16 protein-coding genes and 1 pseudogene are annotated in these 15,593 nt (G+C 65.9%); 8 read left to right on the top strand and 9 right to left on the bottom strand.

The genetic code is table 11. The features are described 5' to 3' along the window. Positions 1–263: 263 nt before the first annotated feature. From AC3A6X_RS35860 to AC3A6X_RS35835, 6 genes and pseudogenes are all read right to left on the bottom strand, one after another. A pseudogene (locus tag AC3A6X_RS35860) lies at positions 264–881 on the bottom strand (Tn3 family transposase); the annotation flags it as partial. Between the two features lie 36 nt (positions 882–917). Then, on the bottom strand, positions 918–1,352 hold the full coding sequence (locus AC3A6X_RS35855; protein ID WP_487846620.1) for an outer membrane protein assembly factor BamE: 435 nt from the start codon (positions 1,350–1,352) through the stop codon (positions 918–920). Positions 1,353–1,391: 39 nt separating this feature from the next. After that, positions 1,392–4,853: a YadA-like family protein gene (locus tag AC3A6X_RS35850; protein ID WP_487846619.1), complete on the bottom strand. Its 3,462-nt coding sequence runs from the start codon at positions 4,851–4,853 to the stop codon at positions 1,392–1,394. Next, positions 4,784–4,951 (bottom strand): ESPR-type extended signal peptide-containing protein, encoded by a 168-nt coding sequence (locus tag AC3A6X_RS35845; RefSeq protein WP_487846618.1) that lies wholly within the window; start codon positions 4,949–4,951, stop codon positions 4,784–4,786. The genes AC3A6X_RS35850 and AC3A6X_RS35845 overlap by 70 nt, the downstream gene beginning before the upstream one ends. Positions 4,952–5,555: 604 nt before the next feature. Further along, positions 5,556–5,723: a hypothetical protein gene (locus AC3A6X_RS35840; protein WP_487846617.1), complete on the bottom strand. Its 168-nt coding sequence runs from the start codon at positions 5,721–5,723 to the stop codon at positions 5,556–5,558. 18 nt (positions 5,724–5,741) lie between these two features. Beyond that, positions 5,742–6,065: a hypothetical protein gene (locus AC3A6X_RS35835; RefSeq protein WP_487846616.1), complete on the bottom strand. Its 324-nt coding sequence runs from the start codon at positions 6,063–6,065 to the stop codon at positions 5,742–5,744. Between the two features lie 297 nt (positions 6,066–6,362). On the opposite strand from AC3A6X_RS35835, the gene AC3A6X_RS35830 reads away from it, so the two are divergent. Genes AC3A6X_RS35830 through AC3A6X_RS35815 form a run of 4 tightly spaced genes read left to right on the top strand, consistent with a single transcriptional unit; the run spans position 6,363 to position 11,146 of the window. Continuing rightward, positions 6,363–7,079: a response regulator transcription factor gene (locus AC3A6X_RS35830; protein ID WP_487846624.1), complete on the top strand. Its 717-nt coding sequence runs from the start codon at positions 6,363–6,365 to the stop codon at positions 7,077–7,079. Beyond that, the gene (locus AC3A6X_RS35825; RefSeq protein WP_487846615.1) at positions 7,060–7,563 is read left to right on the top strand and encodes a LysM peptidoglycan-binding domain-containing protein; all 504 of its coding nucleotides are present in this window, start codon (positions 7,060–7,062) and stop codon (positions 7,561–7,563) included. Before AC3A6X_RS35830 ends, AC3A6X_RS35825 begins: the two co-directional genes overlap by 20 nt. Next, positions 7,560–8,780, top strand: coding sequence for a FecR domain-containing protein (locus AC3A6X_RS35820; protein ID WP_487846614.1), 1,221 nt, complete (start codon positions 7,560–7,562; stop codon positions 8,778–8,780). Before AC3A6X_RS35825 ends, AC3A6X_RS35820 begins: the two co-directional genes overlap by 4 nt. A gap of 20 nt (positions 8,781–8,800) precedes the next feature. Beyond that, the gene (locus AC3A6X_RS35815; protein WP_487846613.1) at positions 8,801–11,146 is read left to right on the top strand and encodes a CHASE2 domain-containing protein; all 2,346 of its coding nucleotides are present in this window, start codon (positions 8,801–8,803) and stop codon (positions 11,144–11,146) included. A 189-nt stretch (positions 11,147–11,335) separates the two neighbouring features. Here AC3A6X_RS35815 and AC3A6X_RS35810 read toward each other — a convergent pair whose 3' ends face one another. Both AC3A6X_RS35810 and AC3A6X_RS35805 read right to left on the bottom strand, forming a co-directional pair. Continuing rightward, positions 11,336–11,545, bottom strand: coding sequence for a TonB C-terminal domain-containing protein (locus tag AC3A6X_RS35810; protein WP_487846612.1), 210 nt, complete (start codon positions 11,543–11,545; stop codon positions 11,336–11,338). A 67-nt stretch (positions 11,546–11,612) separates the two neighbouring features. Then, positions 11,613–11,774, bottom strand: coding sequence for a hypothetical protein (locus AC3A6X_RS35805; RefSeq protein ID WP_487846611.1), 162 nt, complete (start codon positions 11,772–11,774; stop codon positions 11,613–11,615). 49 nt (positions 11,775–11,823) lie between these two features. Here AC3A6X_RS35805 and AC3A6X_RS35800 point away from each other — a divergent pair, with 49 nt between their 5' ends. The 4 genes from AC3A6X_RS35800 (at position 11,824) to AC3A6X_RS35785 (ending at position 14,995) form a co-directional block, all read left to right on the top strand. Next, positions 11,824–11,985: a hypothetical protein gene (locus tag AC3A6X_RS35800; RefSeq protein ID WP_487846610.1), complete on the top strand. Its 162-nt coding sequence runs from the start codon at positions 11,824–11,826 to the stop codon at positions 11,983–11,985. Positions 11,986–12,131: 146 nt separating this feature from the next. Continuing rightward, positions 12,132–12,440, top strand: coding sequence for a type II toxin-antitoxin system RelB family antitoxin (gene relB / locus AC3A6X_RS35795; RefSeq protein WP_487846609.1), 309 nt, complete (start codon positions 12,132–12,134; stop codon positions 12,438–12,440). Next, the gene (locus tag AC3A6X_RS35790; RefSeq protein WP_487846608.1) at positions 12,437–12,733 is read left to right on the top strand and encodes a type II toxin-antitoxin system RelE/ParE family toxin; all 297 of its coding nucleotides are present in this window, start codon (positions 12,437–12,439) and stop codon (positions 12,731–12,733) included. Before relB ends, AC3A6X_RS35790 begins: the two co-directional genes overlap by 4 nt. Before the next feature lie 1,119 nt (positions 12,734–13,852). Then, on the top strand, positions 13,853–14,995 hold the full coding sequence (locus AC3A6X_RS35785) for an ABC transporter substrate-binding protein (protein WP_487846607.1): 1,143 nt from the start codon (positions 13,853–13,855) through the stop codon (positions 14,993–14,995). On the opposite strand, the gene AC3A6X_RS35780 is transcribed toward AC3A6X_RS35785, so the two are convergent. After that, entirely contained in the window at positions 14,897–15,490 is a 594-nt protein-coding gene (locus tag AC3A6X_RS35780) for a hypothetical protein (RefSeq protein WP_487846606.1), read from the bottom strand. The two genes, AC3A6X_RS35785 and AC3A6X_RS35780, sit on opposite strands and share 99 nt — an antisense overlap. Positions 15,491–15,593 lie beyond the last annotated feature (103 nt).

Raw genomic sequence — 15,593 nt, 5'->3', positions numbered from 1 at the left:
CCAGGTCTTCGTTCTTGAGAGTCAGCATGTGTGGACTTGGTGTGGACTGTGTGTATACACGGTGTACGCATCATAAGTCACGCGCGGGGGCGCGCCAGTGCTTTCAAGCAGGTAAATACCCTAGGGTGCAAGAGACCGGTCGACACCCGAGGCAGGCGGGTTGCACGCGCGGGTCACGAGTTGTCTTGGCTTCAGGTGGGTTGCAATCTCGGCTCGGCGAATCGCTTCGGGTCCTCATAGTGGGCGCCGCTTCGCATCGCGCCTTCGGGCAGTTGTGCCTCGCCAATGCGCTGGTCAGGCTGGCTGCGCAGCCTCGTGACTTGGGGGTCATCTTCCTCCGCGGCCAATGACGCCAGATGCAGCTCGTCGTCGACACGCAGATCACCAGAACGCGCGGCGGCATCCACCGAGTCGATGCCAACGAGCATGCGAGCAAGAACCGGTACGAGGAAATCGTCGGCTCTGGCTGGCAGTTGCAGCCTGGCATAGTGGCGCCGAGCTTCGGCTTGCCAACGCTCCTCGGACAGGAACAGCCGCTCGCGACCGCGAAAGCTCAGTGAATAAGCTATCCAGACCGCGCCGTTGCGCACCGCCCGGCGCAGAGCGAGCAGGGTGGCGACCTCCAGCGCCCTGAAGGCACGCTCGCGGTCAGCGTCAGCGATGGCTGCGCGTCAAGCGGCTCCCAGTCGTGGGGCAGTAATCTCGCTGGGAAGTCGCTTGATGCCAGCGGCGTACCCGGCTCGAAGCTTGTTCAGCGCATCGAGTGCCGGGTGCTCGCCGGTGGCCTGCCACGGCAGCCGGCTCACGCCTACCAACAGCGACCGCACCGGCGCAATCGCATCGATCAGGCGTTGGATTACCGACGCCCGACTTGGCGGGCGCTGCGCGCGCTTGGCCGCGACGATCTCGCGCACCCTTTAAACAGCGCGCTCGACGCCCGGCAAAGCCACCTTCAACAGCTCGGCGCAATCCGCCGGCAGCCAGTGGAAACTCTGGGCCAGCAGCGCGGTGTCGTAGATCACCTTGTATTGGCAAGTCTTCACGCCGCCCGGGACGCGGAAGTTGAAGACGTAGTCCCACTCGCGAACCCCGAACAGGCTTTCGCGGAAGTGGGGCCGGCCCACGAGGTCGTAGAGCTGGTCCTTGCTGACGCCGGGCGCGATCCGGCGCAGGTTGTCAGGGTTCGGGAAGGTGCCTTCCTTCAGCCAGGCATCGTTCCCGATGTCGGGGAAGACGACTTCGCCTGCGCGGCCATCGTCCGAGATGTTCTTGCTGAGCGTGGACGTGCCGCAGCCTGCCAGCGAAAACAGTACCGCCACGGCCAGCGCAGTACCGGCGGCTTTGATTTGCATGTTCATGAGTAGCCTTGAAAACTGGTTGCGATCGGCTGCCTACCAATGGAAGCCCACGCCGGCGGCGACGCCGACCTTGCCGCGGGAGTTGGCCGTGCCGCTGAACTTGACGATCCATCGGCCGTTGTCCGCGAGCTTCGACACGCCGAGCGCCAGCGCGGCCTGGCCATCGAAGCCTGCGACGCCTGCGGCGACCATGCTCTTTCCGGGGATGGCAGCCTGCGGCAGATTGGCCATTGCCATCGCGCCAGCCGCTGCGGCGTTAGCTTCCTTGCTCACCTTGTCGACGTTGGCCTGAACCTGGCCGAGCTTGGCGTCCGTGTACTGATTGGCGGCCGCAAGGCCGGCGTTCAGCTGATTCACGTTGACGGCATCGTTGCCTGCCACGCCGTCGGCGACGTTGTGGAGGGTCACGGGGGCGTTGGTGTTCGTGCCGCCCAGCTTCACGCTGTTGTAGTTCGTCGTGCCGTCGGCGTTGGTTTCGTACTTCACCGCGGATTGGTCGATGCTGGCCACCGTCGTCTGCACCGCCTTCAGTTGCGACACGTTGACCGCGTCGCTGTCCAGCGAACCCGCTGCCACCCCGGTGATCTGGCGGAACTGGCCGTTGGCCGCATCGCCCACCGACACCGCCGACAGCGTGCTGGTGGTGGCGTTGATGGCTGCGGTCTGCGAGGTGGACGCACCCGTGGGCACATAGCCGGCCGCGCCGGCCGCGGTGGAGGCGACCGAGCCTGCGCCCAATGCAACGCCGCCGGCCTGGGTCACGCTGCTGCCTGCGCCAATCGCAACGCCCTGCACCGCTGCTGCTGAAGACTGCGTGCCGATCGCGACGGAATCCGCCCGGTGCGAGGTCGCGCCCTGGCCGATGGCCACGCCGCCGGGCGCGGTCTGTTGCACCACCGCGCCGTTGCCGATGCCCACGCCGCTGTCGCCGTTGACCACCGTCCGAGGGCCGACCGCCACTGATTCGGCACCGATGGCCAGCGAGTCCATCGCGGTCGAGTTGGCGTGGAAGTACTGGATCGGTGTGACGGCGAAGGATTGCAGCGCACCGCTGAGCTGGCGCACCGTCACGGCATCCTGCGCCTCGGTGCCGTCGGCCACGTTGGTGATCTGGCGGTAGGTCGTCGCACTGCCGACGGAAACGGCGCCCAGCAGCGTCCGGTCGGTGGTGTTGTACGGAATCAGCGAGCTGCCCGCGGGAATGTCGCCGGTGCTGCCTGCGACCGCGCGATCGGAGACCGAGGCTGAACCGAGTGCCACCGAACCATCGACGGTTGCGCTCGCGCCAAGGCCCTGCGCAATGCTGCTGGCTCCGTTGGCCACGGCGTTCGGGCCGACGGCGATCGAATCCGTGCCCAGGGCCTGCGAGTCGGGCAGGGTCGAGTTGGCGTGGAAGTACTTGATGCCCGCGCCGGTGTTGATGTCATCGATCGTGTTGCCGAGATTGGTGATCGCGGTCGTGTTCGCCGTCACCTGCTGGTTCGTGGCCCACAACTGCGAGCCGTTAATCGCATCGGTCGAGGTGTTGGAAATCCTGCCGGCTGCCACGTTGGTGATGGTGCGCTCGGCACCGGGCGCGCCGACGCTCACGGTGGAGGTCGGCGTCGTGCCCTGGAAGGTGTACGGCGTGCCGCCGATCACGGTACCGGGCGTGCCGACTGCAGCGGCGGTCGTGGAGCCGAAGCCCAGTGCGATGTCGCCTGCATTGTTGGCGACGGCATTCAGGCCGATGGCGACCGAATCCGCGCCCAGGGCCTGCGAGTCGGGCAGGGTCGAGCTGGCGTGGAAGTACTTGATGCCCGCGCCGTTGTTGATGTCGCCGATCGTGTTGCCGAGATTGGTGATCGCGGTCGTGTTCGCCGTGGCCTGCTGGTTCGTGGCCCACAACTGCGAGCCGTTGATCGCATCGGTCGAAGTGTTGGAAATCCTGCCGGCCGCCACGTTGGTGATCGTGCGCTCGGCACCCGGCGCGCCGACGCTCACGGTGGAGGTCGGCGTCGTGCCCTGGAAGGTATACGGCGTGCCCCCGATCACGGTACCGGGCGTGCCGACTGCAGCGGCGGTCGTGGAGCCGGAGCCCAATGCCACGTCGCCCGCGTTGTTCGCCACCGCCGTATCGCCGAAGGCGACCGCGCCCGCCGCCAGTGCTTTGCTGGTGCTGCCGATCGCGACGCTGCCCTGGCCGACCACCGTGTTCTGGTAGCCGATGCCGACCGCGCCCTGCGCTGCCGTGCCGGCCACGCCCACCGCCTGGCCTCCGCCGCCCACCATGTTGGTGTTGCCCATGGCCACCGCGCCGTTGCCGGTGGCGGTGTTGTCCAGGCCTTGGGCGATGGCGCCGTTGCCGGTGGCGGTATTGGGGTCGCCGATCGCGATCGCGCCGTTGCCGCTGGCGAAGTTGCCGGCGCCGATGGCCACCGCCCTGCCGCCGGTGGCCCTCGAACCGTTGCCGATCGCAACGGCGTCGGCCGCGTCCGCGACCGCGGTATTGCCCATCGCGATTGCGTTGTCGGCGGTCGCGTTGGCTTGGGTACCGATGGCGAGCGCATTGACGCCGGTGGCCTGGGCCAAGGCCGAGATCGCCACGGCATTGGTGGCGGTCGCATCCGTATCGACGCCCAGCGTGATCGCGTTGACGGCGCTCGATGTGCTGTTGCGTCCGATCGCGATGGCGCTCTTGTCGGTCGAGGCGGCGCTTTGGCCCAGTGCGATGGCGTCCGTGCCGGTCGCCTGGCTGATGCGCCCGATCGCGATGGTGTCTTCCTGGGAGGCCGTCACGTCCGTGCCAATGCCGATGGCGCTGATCGCAGTGGCACCCGTTCCCGCGGCAGTGCGCGAGCCGAGGTAGACCGAGTTCAGCTTGGACGCGATCGTCTGGAAACCGATGGCGATGGCGTTCTGGCCGCCTGCGCTGGCGCTGTTGCCCTGCGCAATGGCATCCAGGACAGTCGCGTTGGCCTGGTTGCCGATGGCGATGCTGCGCAGCCCGGCCGCATTCGCTTGCAACCCGAGAGAGACGGCTCTTTCGCCGGTGGCCTTGGTCTGCAAGCCGACGGCAACGGCGAGGTCACCACTGGACGTCACGTCGGTGCCGATGCCGATGGCACCCTCACCCAGTGCGCCTGTCCCGGGGGCGGTGCGGGCGCCCAGATAGATGGCGTTGGTGCCGGTGGAAAAAGCTCCGTAACCAATCGCGATGGCATTGACTCCGGTGGTATGGGTGAGAAACCCTACGGCGACCCCACCGTTGGTGTCGACAGTCGCGGAAGAGCCCAGCGCGGTGGACCCCTGCCCCGTGGCAATGGCGCCGGCGCCCATGCACGAGGCGGTGCCGTTGTACTCGTCCCAAGGCGCCGTATCGCAGGTCACCGCCTGTGCCCGCACCAGTGGCGACCATCCGAGGCCGCCCATCGCCACCAGAGCGGTCACGATCCCCGCGCGCAGGCGTCCCGGCCGGAGCCATGCGGGCACGCCGGCCGCGGAGCCGGCCGCCACGCGGCTGCCGCCGCGCTTGCCACGGGCGCGCGTATCTCGGACGCGGCGACCCAGGCGCCGATGGATTCGTTCCAAACAGTGAGGTAGCTTCGGTTCATGGCCTCAACTTGTAAACAATATTATTAACTATTACTAAAGAAACAATTTATTTCTCCAGATATTAAGGTAAATGGTGTTGCCCGAAGAGTGCTGCCCACGCGTTTGACAATGTTTGACATTTCCCATGCCGCTCTCACCAAATGAGGTCGCGTTTCGAAATAGATGCAGGCGATCCAATTGTTTGTAATAGGAATGTTTTATTGACACTGGCCCATTCGCAGGGGGAGATGTGCCCTTTTTCCCCTACGGATCAATGCGGCTCTTCCACACATCGCGATCAAGTCAGCCTGTGCAGTCAATGCGAAGATTGCACCTCCAGCAAAAATGGAAAATCGCGTTCCGGTTTTGAAGGCGGGCGCCGGCGCAGCCCTTGTCCACCGGCGTGGCGCATGCCGATGCAGACGCTGCGGTAGTCAAATCGTCTTCAGCCCTTCAGCGCTGATCAAACGGGGCAGGGCCCCTTGATTCGGCCAGACTTGACACACTGGACGCACAAGATCCTGTGGGGGTGAACGGCTTGAGACTTTCGTGTCAGTGCGGCTTTCTTGCGGTAGGGCGCCTGACCCCGACCGTTCCGCAGATCCCCCGCCAGCGCACCCGCGATCACCGGCGAGAGCGGCCCCTGCCGATGGCGGTGCGCAGCGCTTCTTCCGACAGTCCGAGCCTGCGCGCCCAGGTGCGCAGGTTGTCCGTCTGCAGCGCCATGTTCAACAGATCCATCGTGGTGGTGGCCCGACGGGGGACATCTGGCCGATCGAAGATGCTGGTCATGAAAAGGCTTCCTGGGAATCAAAGGCACTGCGCGCGGGCGTACGCAGGCACCGGGCGCTTCGCGAAACCGTCGAGCAGGATGCGTCCGAGCCGCGTGATCTCGCCGACGGTCGCGGGCGCTTGCCGGTTCGATGGGCCGAGTCCGCCCGGCAGCCGCGCAGCATCGGGAATGGCGGCCTTGATGCAGCCACCCAGCTTCAGGATTCTCAAGGTTTCGATTTCGCGGTGATCTGCGATGCGAATCGGCAGCCTGGCGTTCGCCAGGCGGCGCAGCAGATCGACCGGCGGAGGAAGGGAACCGGGAAGGCATTCGCTCCCCGTCGTTGTGTGTGGCTGGTTCATGCGTTTAAGACCTTGGGTTCGCAGCACGCAGGGTGCCGGATGCATTTGGAGCGCGAATGTAGAGAGGCGATCTGCACTTCGCAATCGACTTGACAATGCCTGAGAATTGCCGAGCCCGACTCGTGCCGCGCTACTGGAACGGCGCACCGCTTGCCGCGCGAAACGGCAGCGAATTGACATTGCTTGACAATCCGCGCCGGCGCGGGCTCCTTCGCCGCCCCTAAACTTCGTCGCTCATCGATGCTTGGCCGCCGACGCCCGGCCATCACTGCAATCACTGGAAAGTCTTGGAAAAACATGCGAATCGCGGCACTGGACGACGACGTCGATCAGCTGGACCTCGTCAAGTGCACGCTGCAGGCGATCGGGCACGACTGTCACGTTTTTGCCGAAGGGGCCGCGTTGCGGCGCGAGCTGCAGCGCGAGACCTTCGACCTCCTTGTCCTCGACTGGCACCTGCCCGACATCACCGGGCCGGAGATCGTGCGCTGGGTTCGCGCCAACCTGCAGGACCGCATCCCCATCCTCTTCGTGACCAACCGCCATGAAGAGCGCGACATCGTCGAAGGCCTGGCCGCAGGGGCGGACGATTTCATGGTCAAGCCGATGCGCGTGGGCGAGCTGGCCGCGCGCGTGCGAGCGCTGTTGCGGCGCGCCTACATGGACGCGCAGCCCGAAGAGCAGGTCTGGGGACGTTACCGCTTCGTGCTCGCGAACCGGCAGCTCGAGATCGACGGCACGCCTGTAGCCCTGACGCACAAGGAGTTCGATCTGGCCCTGTTCCTGTTCCGCAATCCGGGCCGGCTCATCTCGCGCACGCACTTGCTTGAAACCATCTGGGGCCCAAGCAACCCGCCCGGGACCGAATTGATGTCGCGCTCGCTCGACACGCATATCTCGCGGGTGCGCAAGGTACTGGGCCTGCGCCCCGAGAGCGGCTTTCGCCTGGCCTCGATCTACGGGCAGGGGTATCGATTCGAGACGATCAGCACCGATGAGAACAGCGCCGCCTGAAGCTGCGGCGCGGGCCGCACGCCGCGCTGCGCGCCTTCGCCTGTCGCGACGCATCGTCGGCGTCCACCTGGCGCTGCATGCGGCGCTCGCGCTCGCGCAGACTCCGCTGCCGGATGTGGTGCATGCGGTGCAGCCGGGCGAAACGCTCTATGGCCTGGCCGATCGCTACACGGGGCGATCCGATCGCTGGGTCCAGCTGCAGCAGTACAACGCGCTGGGGGATCCGCATCGCCTCGCGCCGGGTACGCAGCTGCGCATTCCGGCGGCGCTCCTGGCGTCCGTCCCCACCTTCGCCACCGTGGCTTACGTGACCGGCAGCGTTCTTCAGTTCCCGGCGCAGACGGGGCACGCCCAACCGCTGCAGGTCGGCGCACAGTTGGGGGAGGGCACGCGCATCGAGGTCGGCGATGACGGTTACCTGCGGCTTCAGCTGCCCGACGGCTCGATCGTCCGCATCCCCGCGAACTCGCAGGTGCGCCTGTGAACGTGCGACGCAAGGACAGGGTGCAAGCCACCGAGACCCTCATCCAGTTGGAAGGCGGACGGGTGGACGCCTCCGCGCGACCTCAACGAAGCAAGGCCAGCCGGTTCGAGATCCGCACGCCGCTGGCGGTGGCCAGTGTGCGCGGCACGGAATTCGGCGTTGCCGTGCAGCCCGATGCCGCGGTCACAGGCGAGGTCACGCAGGGTGCCGTCGATCTGAAGAGCCGCCGCCGCCAGGGCACCGCGCCGCACCGGCTTCGGGCGGGAGAAGGGGCGCGCGTGAGCAGCGCCGGCCTGATGGGGCCGGTGCGCGCGTTGCCGCAAGCGCCGGATCTGTCGGGCGTGCCCGACACCTGGACCGAGGTCGATGCCGTCCGCCTGGCGCTTCCTGCCGTCGCGGGCGTCACGGCCTACCGCGTGCGGGTCGCAAGAGACGAAGCGATGGAGCAGGTCGTGCGCAACGGCCTATCCGCGGGTGCTGAGCTGCAGTTCGCCGGCCTGGAAGACGGCCTCTACATGCTCGGCGCGCGCGCGGTGGATGAATGGGGGCTGTCGGGTCGCGAAAGCATCCGGCCCCTGCGGATCAAGGCGCGTCCGGTGGCGCCGCTCTCGCGGCGGCCCGCGCCAGGCGAACGGATGGTCGGCCACGCGGTGGAGTTCGCCTGTGCGCAACCGGCCGGCGTGCAGCGCTTCAGGCTGCAGGTCGCGAGCGACGAACGGTTCCAGACGATCCTGCTCGACGATGCCGCGCTCGCCGAGTGCCAGCGTTCGGCCGAGCTGCCACCGGGGCGGTATTTTTGGCGCGTGGCGTCCGTCGGGCTCGCGGCCGACGGCACGCCGGACCAGGGGCCCTTCGGCGGCAGCCGGTCCTTTGAGATGGTCGAGCCGCCCCCGGCGGCGCCACCGCCCACGGTGGGCGGCGACGATGGTGCGTTGCAGATCTACTGGTCCGCCGAGCCGGGTTACCGCTATCTCGTACAGGTCTCGCGCGATGGGCGCTTTGCCGATCTCGTGCACGCGGAAACGCGCGCCGAGGCCTCCCTCCGTCTGGCGAACCTGGCGCCGGGCATCTACTACGTACGCCTTCAGGCGATCCCGCCCGAGCGCGAGCCGGGCGCGTTCTCTGCGCCGCAGATCGTGCGCATCGCCACGGTGCTGCGTGACGCCAGCGGCGCCGCGGTGCGCGATGGGCTCGGCAAGCCGGTGGGCCGGCAGTAGCGCCGCGAGCCGCTCTCGTCATGTCCAGCCAGCACTCCATCGCAGCGCGTCTTCGCCTGCCTTCGCGCTGGGTCGAATGGCTTGTGCTGGCGGTCGTCGCAGCTGGCCTCGTCGTCATTTCGGAACGATCGGCCTGGCTGCAGGGCCCGAACCGCCTGATCCAGGATGCGCTGATGGCCCTTCAGCGCCGCGCCGTCGATCGCAGCGACGTGATCATTGTCGCCATCGACGACATGAGCATCGCCGCGCTGGGGCGGTGGCCATGGCGGCGATCCTTGCATGCCGAGCTGATCGATCGCATCGACAAGGATTCGCCGAGGGCGATCGGCCTGGATGTGCTGCTGACCGAAGCGGACCTTCGCTTTCCCGGCGACGATGCCGCGCTGGCCGGCGCCCTGTCGCGCAGCGGGAAGGTGGTGCTGCCGCTCATGATGCAAAGCCTGAACGGAGTGCCATCGGTGGTTGAGCCCATCCCCGCGCTGCAGCGCCATGCACAAGGCCTTGGGCACGTGCATCTCGCGGTCGACGACGACGGCGTGGCACGCAGCGTGTACCTGCGCGAAGGCTTTGCCAGCAACACATGGGCGCATTTCGCGGACGCACTTCGCAGCGGCGCCGGCAGCGGGCCCGCGCCCTTAGAGGCGCCGGAGCTGCCCGGGACCGATGCGCAGACAGACCGTCCGGATGGTGTGGCGACGCCTTGGCATCGCTCACGCAAGATGGTCGTGCCCTTCGCGGGCCCGCCGGGGCATTTCCCGCGCGTGTCGTACGTCGACGTTCTCGACGGCAAGCTGGCGCCCGGAAGCTTCAAGGGCAAGTATGTGCTGGTCGGAGCCACGGCCGCGGGCCTGGGCGACCTCTACGCGACCCCGGTCTCCGCACGGGGCTCGCAATTGATGTCCGGCGTCGAGTTCTCGGCCAATGTGCTCGACAGCCTCGAGCGCCAGCGCAGCATCGCCCCGCTGCCCGGCTGGCTCAACGCAGCCCTCAACCTGGTTCCCGTGCTGCTGGCCCTGCTCGGCATGGCATTCATCGGTCCGCTGCCCGCGCTGCTGCTGACCCTGGGACTGATGGTGGCGCTGCCCATCGGGGCCGCGGTGGCCGCAGCGGGCTTCGGCCTGCAGTTCGCACCGGCGACGGGGCTGCTCGTCCTGGGCGTCAGTCATGCCTTGTGGAGCTGGAGGAAACTCGACGCGGCCACGCGCTACCTCGCGGACGAGCTCCATCGCCTGCACGGCAGCGGCGCCGTGGCGCCCACAGCGCGCAGGGTCGCCGCGTCGGGCGACTTCCTGAATCGCCGCATCCATGCGCTGAGGCAGGCCGCGGAGCAACTGAGCGACCTGCATCGCTTCGTGAGCGACAGCCTGGAAGGCCTGCCCGACGCGACGCTGGTTTGCGACAAGAGAGGGATCGTGCTGCTGGCCAACGCGGCGGCGGCACGGCACTTTGGCTCCGACTCCGGTGAAAAGCTGCGAGGGGCGAAGGCCTCGACGCTGATGAGCGATGTGCTGTCGCAGGCAGATCGCAGACCGGTCGTGATCCCCGCGATCTTTTCGGGGCCGCCCACGGCGCTGAGCGCCGCAGCGCACGACGGCCTGGAGCGCGAGCTGCTGGTCAGGCACGCGCCGACTTTCAGCGGCAACGGCGAGCATGCGGGATGGATTCTCTCGCTCGTCGACCTGACCGATATTCGCCAGGCGCAGCGCCAGCGCGACCACGCCATGCGCTTTCTCAGCCATGACATGCGCGCCCCGCTGGCCTCCGTTCTCACGCTGCTGACGCTGCAGCGGCAGAATCCTTCGGCGATGTCGCAGCCTGAGTTCCAGGAGCGCATCGAGCGCCATGCGAAGAAGGCGCTGGGTCTTGCCGACGATTTCACGCAGCTCGTGCGTGCCCAGTCGTATACCTATCACTTCGAGCGCTACAACCTGGTCGATGTACTGCTCGAATGCGTGGACGACGCATGGGAAGCGGCCCGCCAGCACGGAATCCGGGTGTCGATGGCAGCGTCACCGGAGGAGGCCTACAGCCCGATCAATCGGGAACTCATCGCGCGCGCGATCGGCAACCTGCTGGGCAATGCGCTCAAGTTTTCGCCCACCGGATCGTCGATCACGTGTGCCGTCGAGGCTTTTCCGCGTTCATGGGCCGTGCTGGTGCGCGATCAAGGGCCCGGAATCGCCGAAGAATTCCGGACACAGTTGTTCGATCCGTTCGTTCGCGGCCCCACCACCGGAAACATCGATGGTGCGGGTCTCGGGCTAGCCTTTGTGAAGACCGTCGCCCAGCGGCACGGGGGCAAGGTGTTGCTCGACAGCACACCCGGACGCGGCAGTGTGTTCCGGTTGGTGTTGCCTCGCGCCTAGTACGCCTTTCGCCTTTCGCCTTTCGCCTGCTGCCTGCTGCCTGCTGCCTGCCGCCTGCCGCCTGCCGCCTGCCGCCTGCCGCCTGCCGCCTGCCGCCTGCCGCTTGATGGTTGGGCCGCGCCGGCACGGCCAGAGGCAGCAGGCGCAACCACGGACTTCCAGTGCTGCCTGCCAACTCGCCGCTGGTCTTCAGCGTTTGGGTCGTAGAGCGATGATCATCTGCGTCGGCACCCGGCCTTTCTCGTCGAGCGGTATGTAGGCAGTGCGCTGCACAGCCCGCAGCGCGGCATCGTCCCATTCCTTCACACCGCTGGACTTCGCCAGCACCGTCTTGAGGATCCAGCCGTCCGGGGCATTCGTGGACAGAATGCACGGACCTGGACGCCCGAGGCCTGGCATCGTTCTCGAAGGAGGTGTTGGCGCGGTGCGTCGGCCACTGAAGAGTGATTGGCTCTCCAGACCTATCTCAGTGTGACTTCTGGAAGCCGCCTTCGATCCAGACCGCCGCGCTGTCTGCATTGAGCTTGAAGCCGGGGGCCACGCGCACCTCGCCTAATTGAACGCCGAGCTCGTCATGCGCGCGCAGCAGGGCATGCGGGTTGTCCTCGTCCGGCACGATCAGCGGCAACGCACCCCGCGCCATCTACTTGGCGCTCTGGTTCGAGAGCCGCTGGGGCATGGCCGCCCTGCACGCGCAAGCCTTCAACGAAGCCCAGCACGCCCGCGCCTGGGTCGCCTCGCTGGAGCGGGAGTGCGAGCGCCTGCGCCGTGTCATCCGCTCCTACGAACACGCCCAGGCACAGCCGGCCGCCAACGCACCCACCTACCACTCGGTCTAGTCAGGGTCTCATAGGGGACCTGGGCGTCCAGGTGCGCAGCACGAGGGCACACGGCTTGTCGGCGCTCCACGGGCGCATGGTTGAATGTTGCGATGTCATTCAATTGAATTACAATGGATCCGTTGTTCCCAACTTGGAGGCCGGCCATGGCCGCAAACGCATTGGTACAGACCCGCATCGACGCTGAAGTGAAGGAGCGTGCCACCGCAGTGCTCGACAACATCGGCCTCACCGTCTCGGATGTCATGAGGATTGTTCTGACACGTGTGGCCAAGGAGGGCGCATTGCCGGCGGGTTTTGTTGTTGACGCTGCGGCCCATGACGCCTGGTTCCGAGCCAAGGTGCAGGAAGCCTTGGATGATCCGCGCCCCGCCGTCCCGCATGAGGAAGTTGAAGCGCATTTTTCAAAGCGCCGCGCAGCGGCGCTGCTCAAGGCGGGTGAAGGCAAGGCGTGAGGCTGGAGTGGTCGCCACTGGCGATGGACGACCGGGAACGGATATTCGACTTCATCGAACAGGACGACCCGCGCGCGGCGATTGCAGTGGACGAGCGCATTGCCACGCAAGTGCTGGTGTTGTTGCAGTTTCCAGAGGGTGGGCGTCCAGGGCGCGTCGAAGGAACGCGCGAACTGGTCGTTCGCCGCACGCCGTACATCGTGGCCTATCGGGTCGGCAAGGATTGCGTTCGCATCCTGCGAATTCTTCACAGTGCGCAGTTGTGGCCCGGCGAACTGAAAGACCTGCTGTGAAGAGGGCGGCCGCATTGTCTCAACAGCGGTGGACCGCTTAGGGAATATGCGGCGGCTCGGCGGCGGGCTACGGTCGGCCAGGAGCAGCCGGTCGGCCGCGCCGCAGAATTCGAGGCATAGCAGACGCTCGCAGCGCGCGCACAACAGTGTGATTGGGGTCGGAGCACTTTTCACCTGAAGCGCGTGCACACAAAACGGCGGCCATGAACAATCGGCCAAACCGGACACTCGAACTTGCCCTCCACCAAAATGGCTTGCTGCCCGAATTGTTTGATTGAACTTCCGCCGGACACCGAATCTTGCGGTGCCTGTGGTGCTGAGTTCGGGGTGCATAGTGCGTGGACGCCAGGCTCGCGCCCAAGGCAAGGCCGTGTCGCGAGGCACGTTCAGAGTAGTCCTCCGCTGAGCTTGTTCTCTCGCCTCTGCGGTACTGCGTGGATGTTGATTTGCATCGCGATTGGCGCGACCCAAGGACCGTTCATGGCCGACGGGAGTCATCGGTTCAGGAGGGCCAGTGAAGGAAGGCGTCGGCTGCGCGCCGGAAGGCATGGTTCTCTTCGGGAGTTCGCACCGTCACCCTGATGCCAGGGCCACTTCGGCTGCGACGGTCTGCATGACAGATATTTCGAATGGCGGCACCAGCGCTTGCCCAGCTGCCTCGCGAGTTCATCGGAGGCGAGCGCGTACCCAGACGAACGCCAGCCAGGTCCCATGCTTTCGAGAAGGCTCGCAAGACCACCTCGTTCGGAAAACCTCGGGGCCAAGGCAGTGGAACTCGTGCCCGCGAATTGATGGTAAGCCTCGATGACGTCTATGGTTGTTGAGCACCATGCAATCTCTGGTTCCGGACGACGCAGCCGGCCAAGAACGGGTCGCTCGTCGAAGACCGGCGGTACGAGCGTGCCCTCCAAACAGCGGCAATCCGCCGGCCCCCTCCGCAATGTACAGACTGGGCACGGAACCATGAACCCTGCTTCCGCCATACGCCGAAACGGCTAGCGAACGAAGGCCGTGCCTCTTACGATTCACGGGCTTCACATCGATGTCCTCAGGAAATGCCGCTGGGTGTGAGGCCAAGGCAGCATCGGCTGATTCACCACCGCGCACAGGAAGATAGACATGACAAACTCCATCGCTCGAGGGCTGCGTGGCCTGCTTCGCCTGTGCATGCTCAGCCTCGGATTGCTGGGCTGTGCCCAAGCCCAGACCATTGTGATCGGGCAGTCAGCACCGCTGTCGGGCGTGCTGGCGGAAACCGGCAAGGACATGGTCCTGGGCGGACGCATCTATTTCGAGCACATCAACAGCCAGGGCGGTGTCAACGGCCGCAAGATTGAGCATGTGGTGATCGACGATGGTTACGACGTCGAGCGCACCGTCAGCAACACGAAGGAGTTGCTGGACAAGGATGGCGCGATCGCCTTGTTCGGCTACGCCGGCACCGGCAACATCCAGCGGCTGCTGGCGGACAAGGTGCTCGCCCATGCGGGGGTCGCCATGGTCGGCCCCTACACCGGTGGCGAGTCGCTTCGCACACCCTATAACCCGTACATCTTCCACATTCGCGCCGGCTATGCCGATGAAGCGGCCGTGATCGTGAAGCTGCTGACCGCCGTCGGCATCAATCGCATCGGCGTGATGTACCAGGACGATGCGTTTGGAATGGCTGGGCTGCAAGGCGTCATTGACGCGCTTAAACCCTTGGGGTTGGAACCCACGGTGTCGGCTTCGTACGCGAAGAATACCGACGATGTCCAAACTGCCGTCCAGACTATCGCGGCCAAGCAGCCCCAGGCGGTGATCCTGATCTCGGTGAACAAGTCATCGGCGGCGTTTTTGAGCAAGTACCGCGTGCTGTCCCCGAGTGCGCAGATCTTCAACGTCTCGGTGGTCAACCCAAAGGTGATCGCCAGCATCGCAGGCAATGTGGACACCCGGGGCTTTTCCATCGCCCAAGTGGTGCCCGACCCCATGTCCAACGCTCTGCCGGCGGCGCGCGAATACCGCGCCCTACTGGCACGCTATGGCAATGGTGCCGAGCCGTCTTACACTAGCTTCGAGGAGTTCCTCGCCGCCAAGACGCTCGTGGAAGGCCTGAAGCGCGCCAAGGCCCCAACGCGTGCCGCGCTGATGGCCGCCTTGGAATCCCTCGAGAAACTCGATCTAGGTGGCTACACCGTGAGCTTCGGCCCGAACAACCGGCGCGGCTCGAAACTGGTGGAGATCGTGTCGATCAGCAAGGATGGCAAAGTGATCCGCTGAGACTGGAGCTTCACGCGCGCCGCGTCCCTCAGGCAGCGAGCCGAAGCGGGCGTTCATGACACTAATGGTGCCGCCGATCGACTGACCTCTGCCCTGTGCGGCAACGCGTAGCTCGTCCAGGTTCATTCGATGATCTCGTCGGCGCGCAGCAGAAGTGATTGCGGGATCGTGGGGCCAAGCAACTTCGCGATCTTCATATCGATCACAAGTTCGAACTGCTTCGGTTGCTCGATTGGCAGATCGGCGGGCTGAAACGCCCTTCAGAATCTTGTCGACATACTTCGCGGCCTCGCGGAGCTGCCGTGCGGTGCTCGTTCCAAACGAGGTCAGGATTCCGGCGAGTGCCTGTTCGCGCTGGCTGGCCATCGTCGGCAGGCGGCGGTCGATCGCGAATTGGGCGACGGACTTGTGCAAGTAGGGAATCGAGTTGCTCAAGATGGCAATGCCGAAGGCTGCACGCGTATCGCTGCTGACTTCCGACCTCTGCATCGACATTGAGTGACTGCTGATGGCCCCGGATGATGAGCTTGAGGCGGAGCGGCGAACGGCGGCATCGCACAACATACCTGCCGTAGGTCGATCGGTGGCGACGGACGGC

This window comes from Variovorax sp. Soil_C_12 (assembly GCF_057657375.1).
Note: the sequence above shows the minus strand (reverse complement) of the source record. Positions and strands in the feature narration are given on the sequence as shown.

Bases quoted from the DNA above. Each gene is read 5' to 3' on its own strand.
- AC3A6X_RS35785 (WP_487846607.1), top strand. From the start codon at position 13,853: ATGACAAACTCCATCGCTCGAGGGCTGCGTGGCCTGCTTCGCCTGTGC.
- AC3A6X_RS35825 (WP_487846615.1), top strand. From the start codon at position 7,060: ATGAGAACAGCGCCGCCTGAAGCTGCGGCGCGGGCCGCACGCCGCGCT.
- relB (WP_487846609.1), top strand. From the start codon at position 12,132: ATGGCCGCAAACGCATTGGTACAGACCCGCATCGACGCTGAAGTGAAG.
- AC3A6X_RS35810 (WP_487846612.1), bottom strand. From the start codon at position 11,545: ATGCCAGGCCTCGGGCGTCCAGGTCCGTGCATTCTGTCCACGAATGCC.
- AC3A6X_RS35815 (WP_487846613.1), top strand. From the start codon at position 8,801: ATGTCCAGCCAGCACTCCATCGCAGCGCGTCTTCGCCTGCCTTCGCGC.
- AC3A6X_RS35835 (WP_487846616.1), bottom strand. From the start codon at position 6,065: ATGAACCAGCCACACACAACGACGGGGAGCGAATGCCTTCCCGGTTCC.
- AC3A6X_RS35830 (WP_487846624.1), top strand. From the start codon at position 6,363: ATGCGAATCGCGGCACTGGACGACGACGTCGATCAGCTGGACCTCGTC.
- AC3A6X_RS35800 (WP_487846610.1), top strand. From the start codon at position 11,824: ATGGCCGCCCTGCACGCGCAAGCCTTCAACGAAGCCCAGCACGCCCGC.
- AC3A6X_RS35780 (WP_487846606.1), bottom strand. From the start codon at position 15,490: ATGTCGATGCAGAGGTCGGAAGTCAGCAGCGATACGCGTGCAGCCTTC.
- AC3A6X_RS35840 (WP_487846617.1), bottom strand. From the start codon at position 5,723: ATGACCAGCATCTTCGATCGGCCAGATGTCCCCCGTCGGGCCACCACC.
- AC3A6X_RS35845 (WP_487846618.1), bottom strand. From the start codon at position 4,951: ATGAACCGAAGCTACCTCACTGTTTGGAACGAATCCATCGGCGCCTGG.
- AC3A6X_RS35855 (WP_487846620.1), bottom strand. From the start codon at position 1,352: ATGCAAATCAAAGCCGCCGGTACTGCGCTGGCCGTGGCGGTACTGTTT.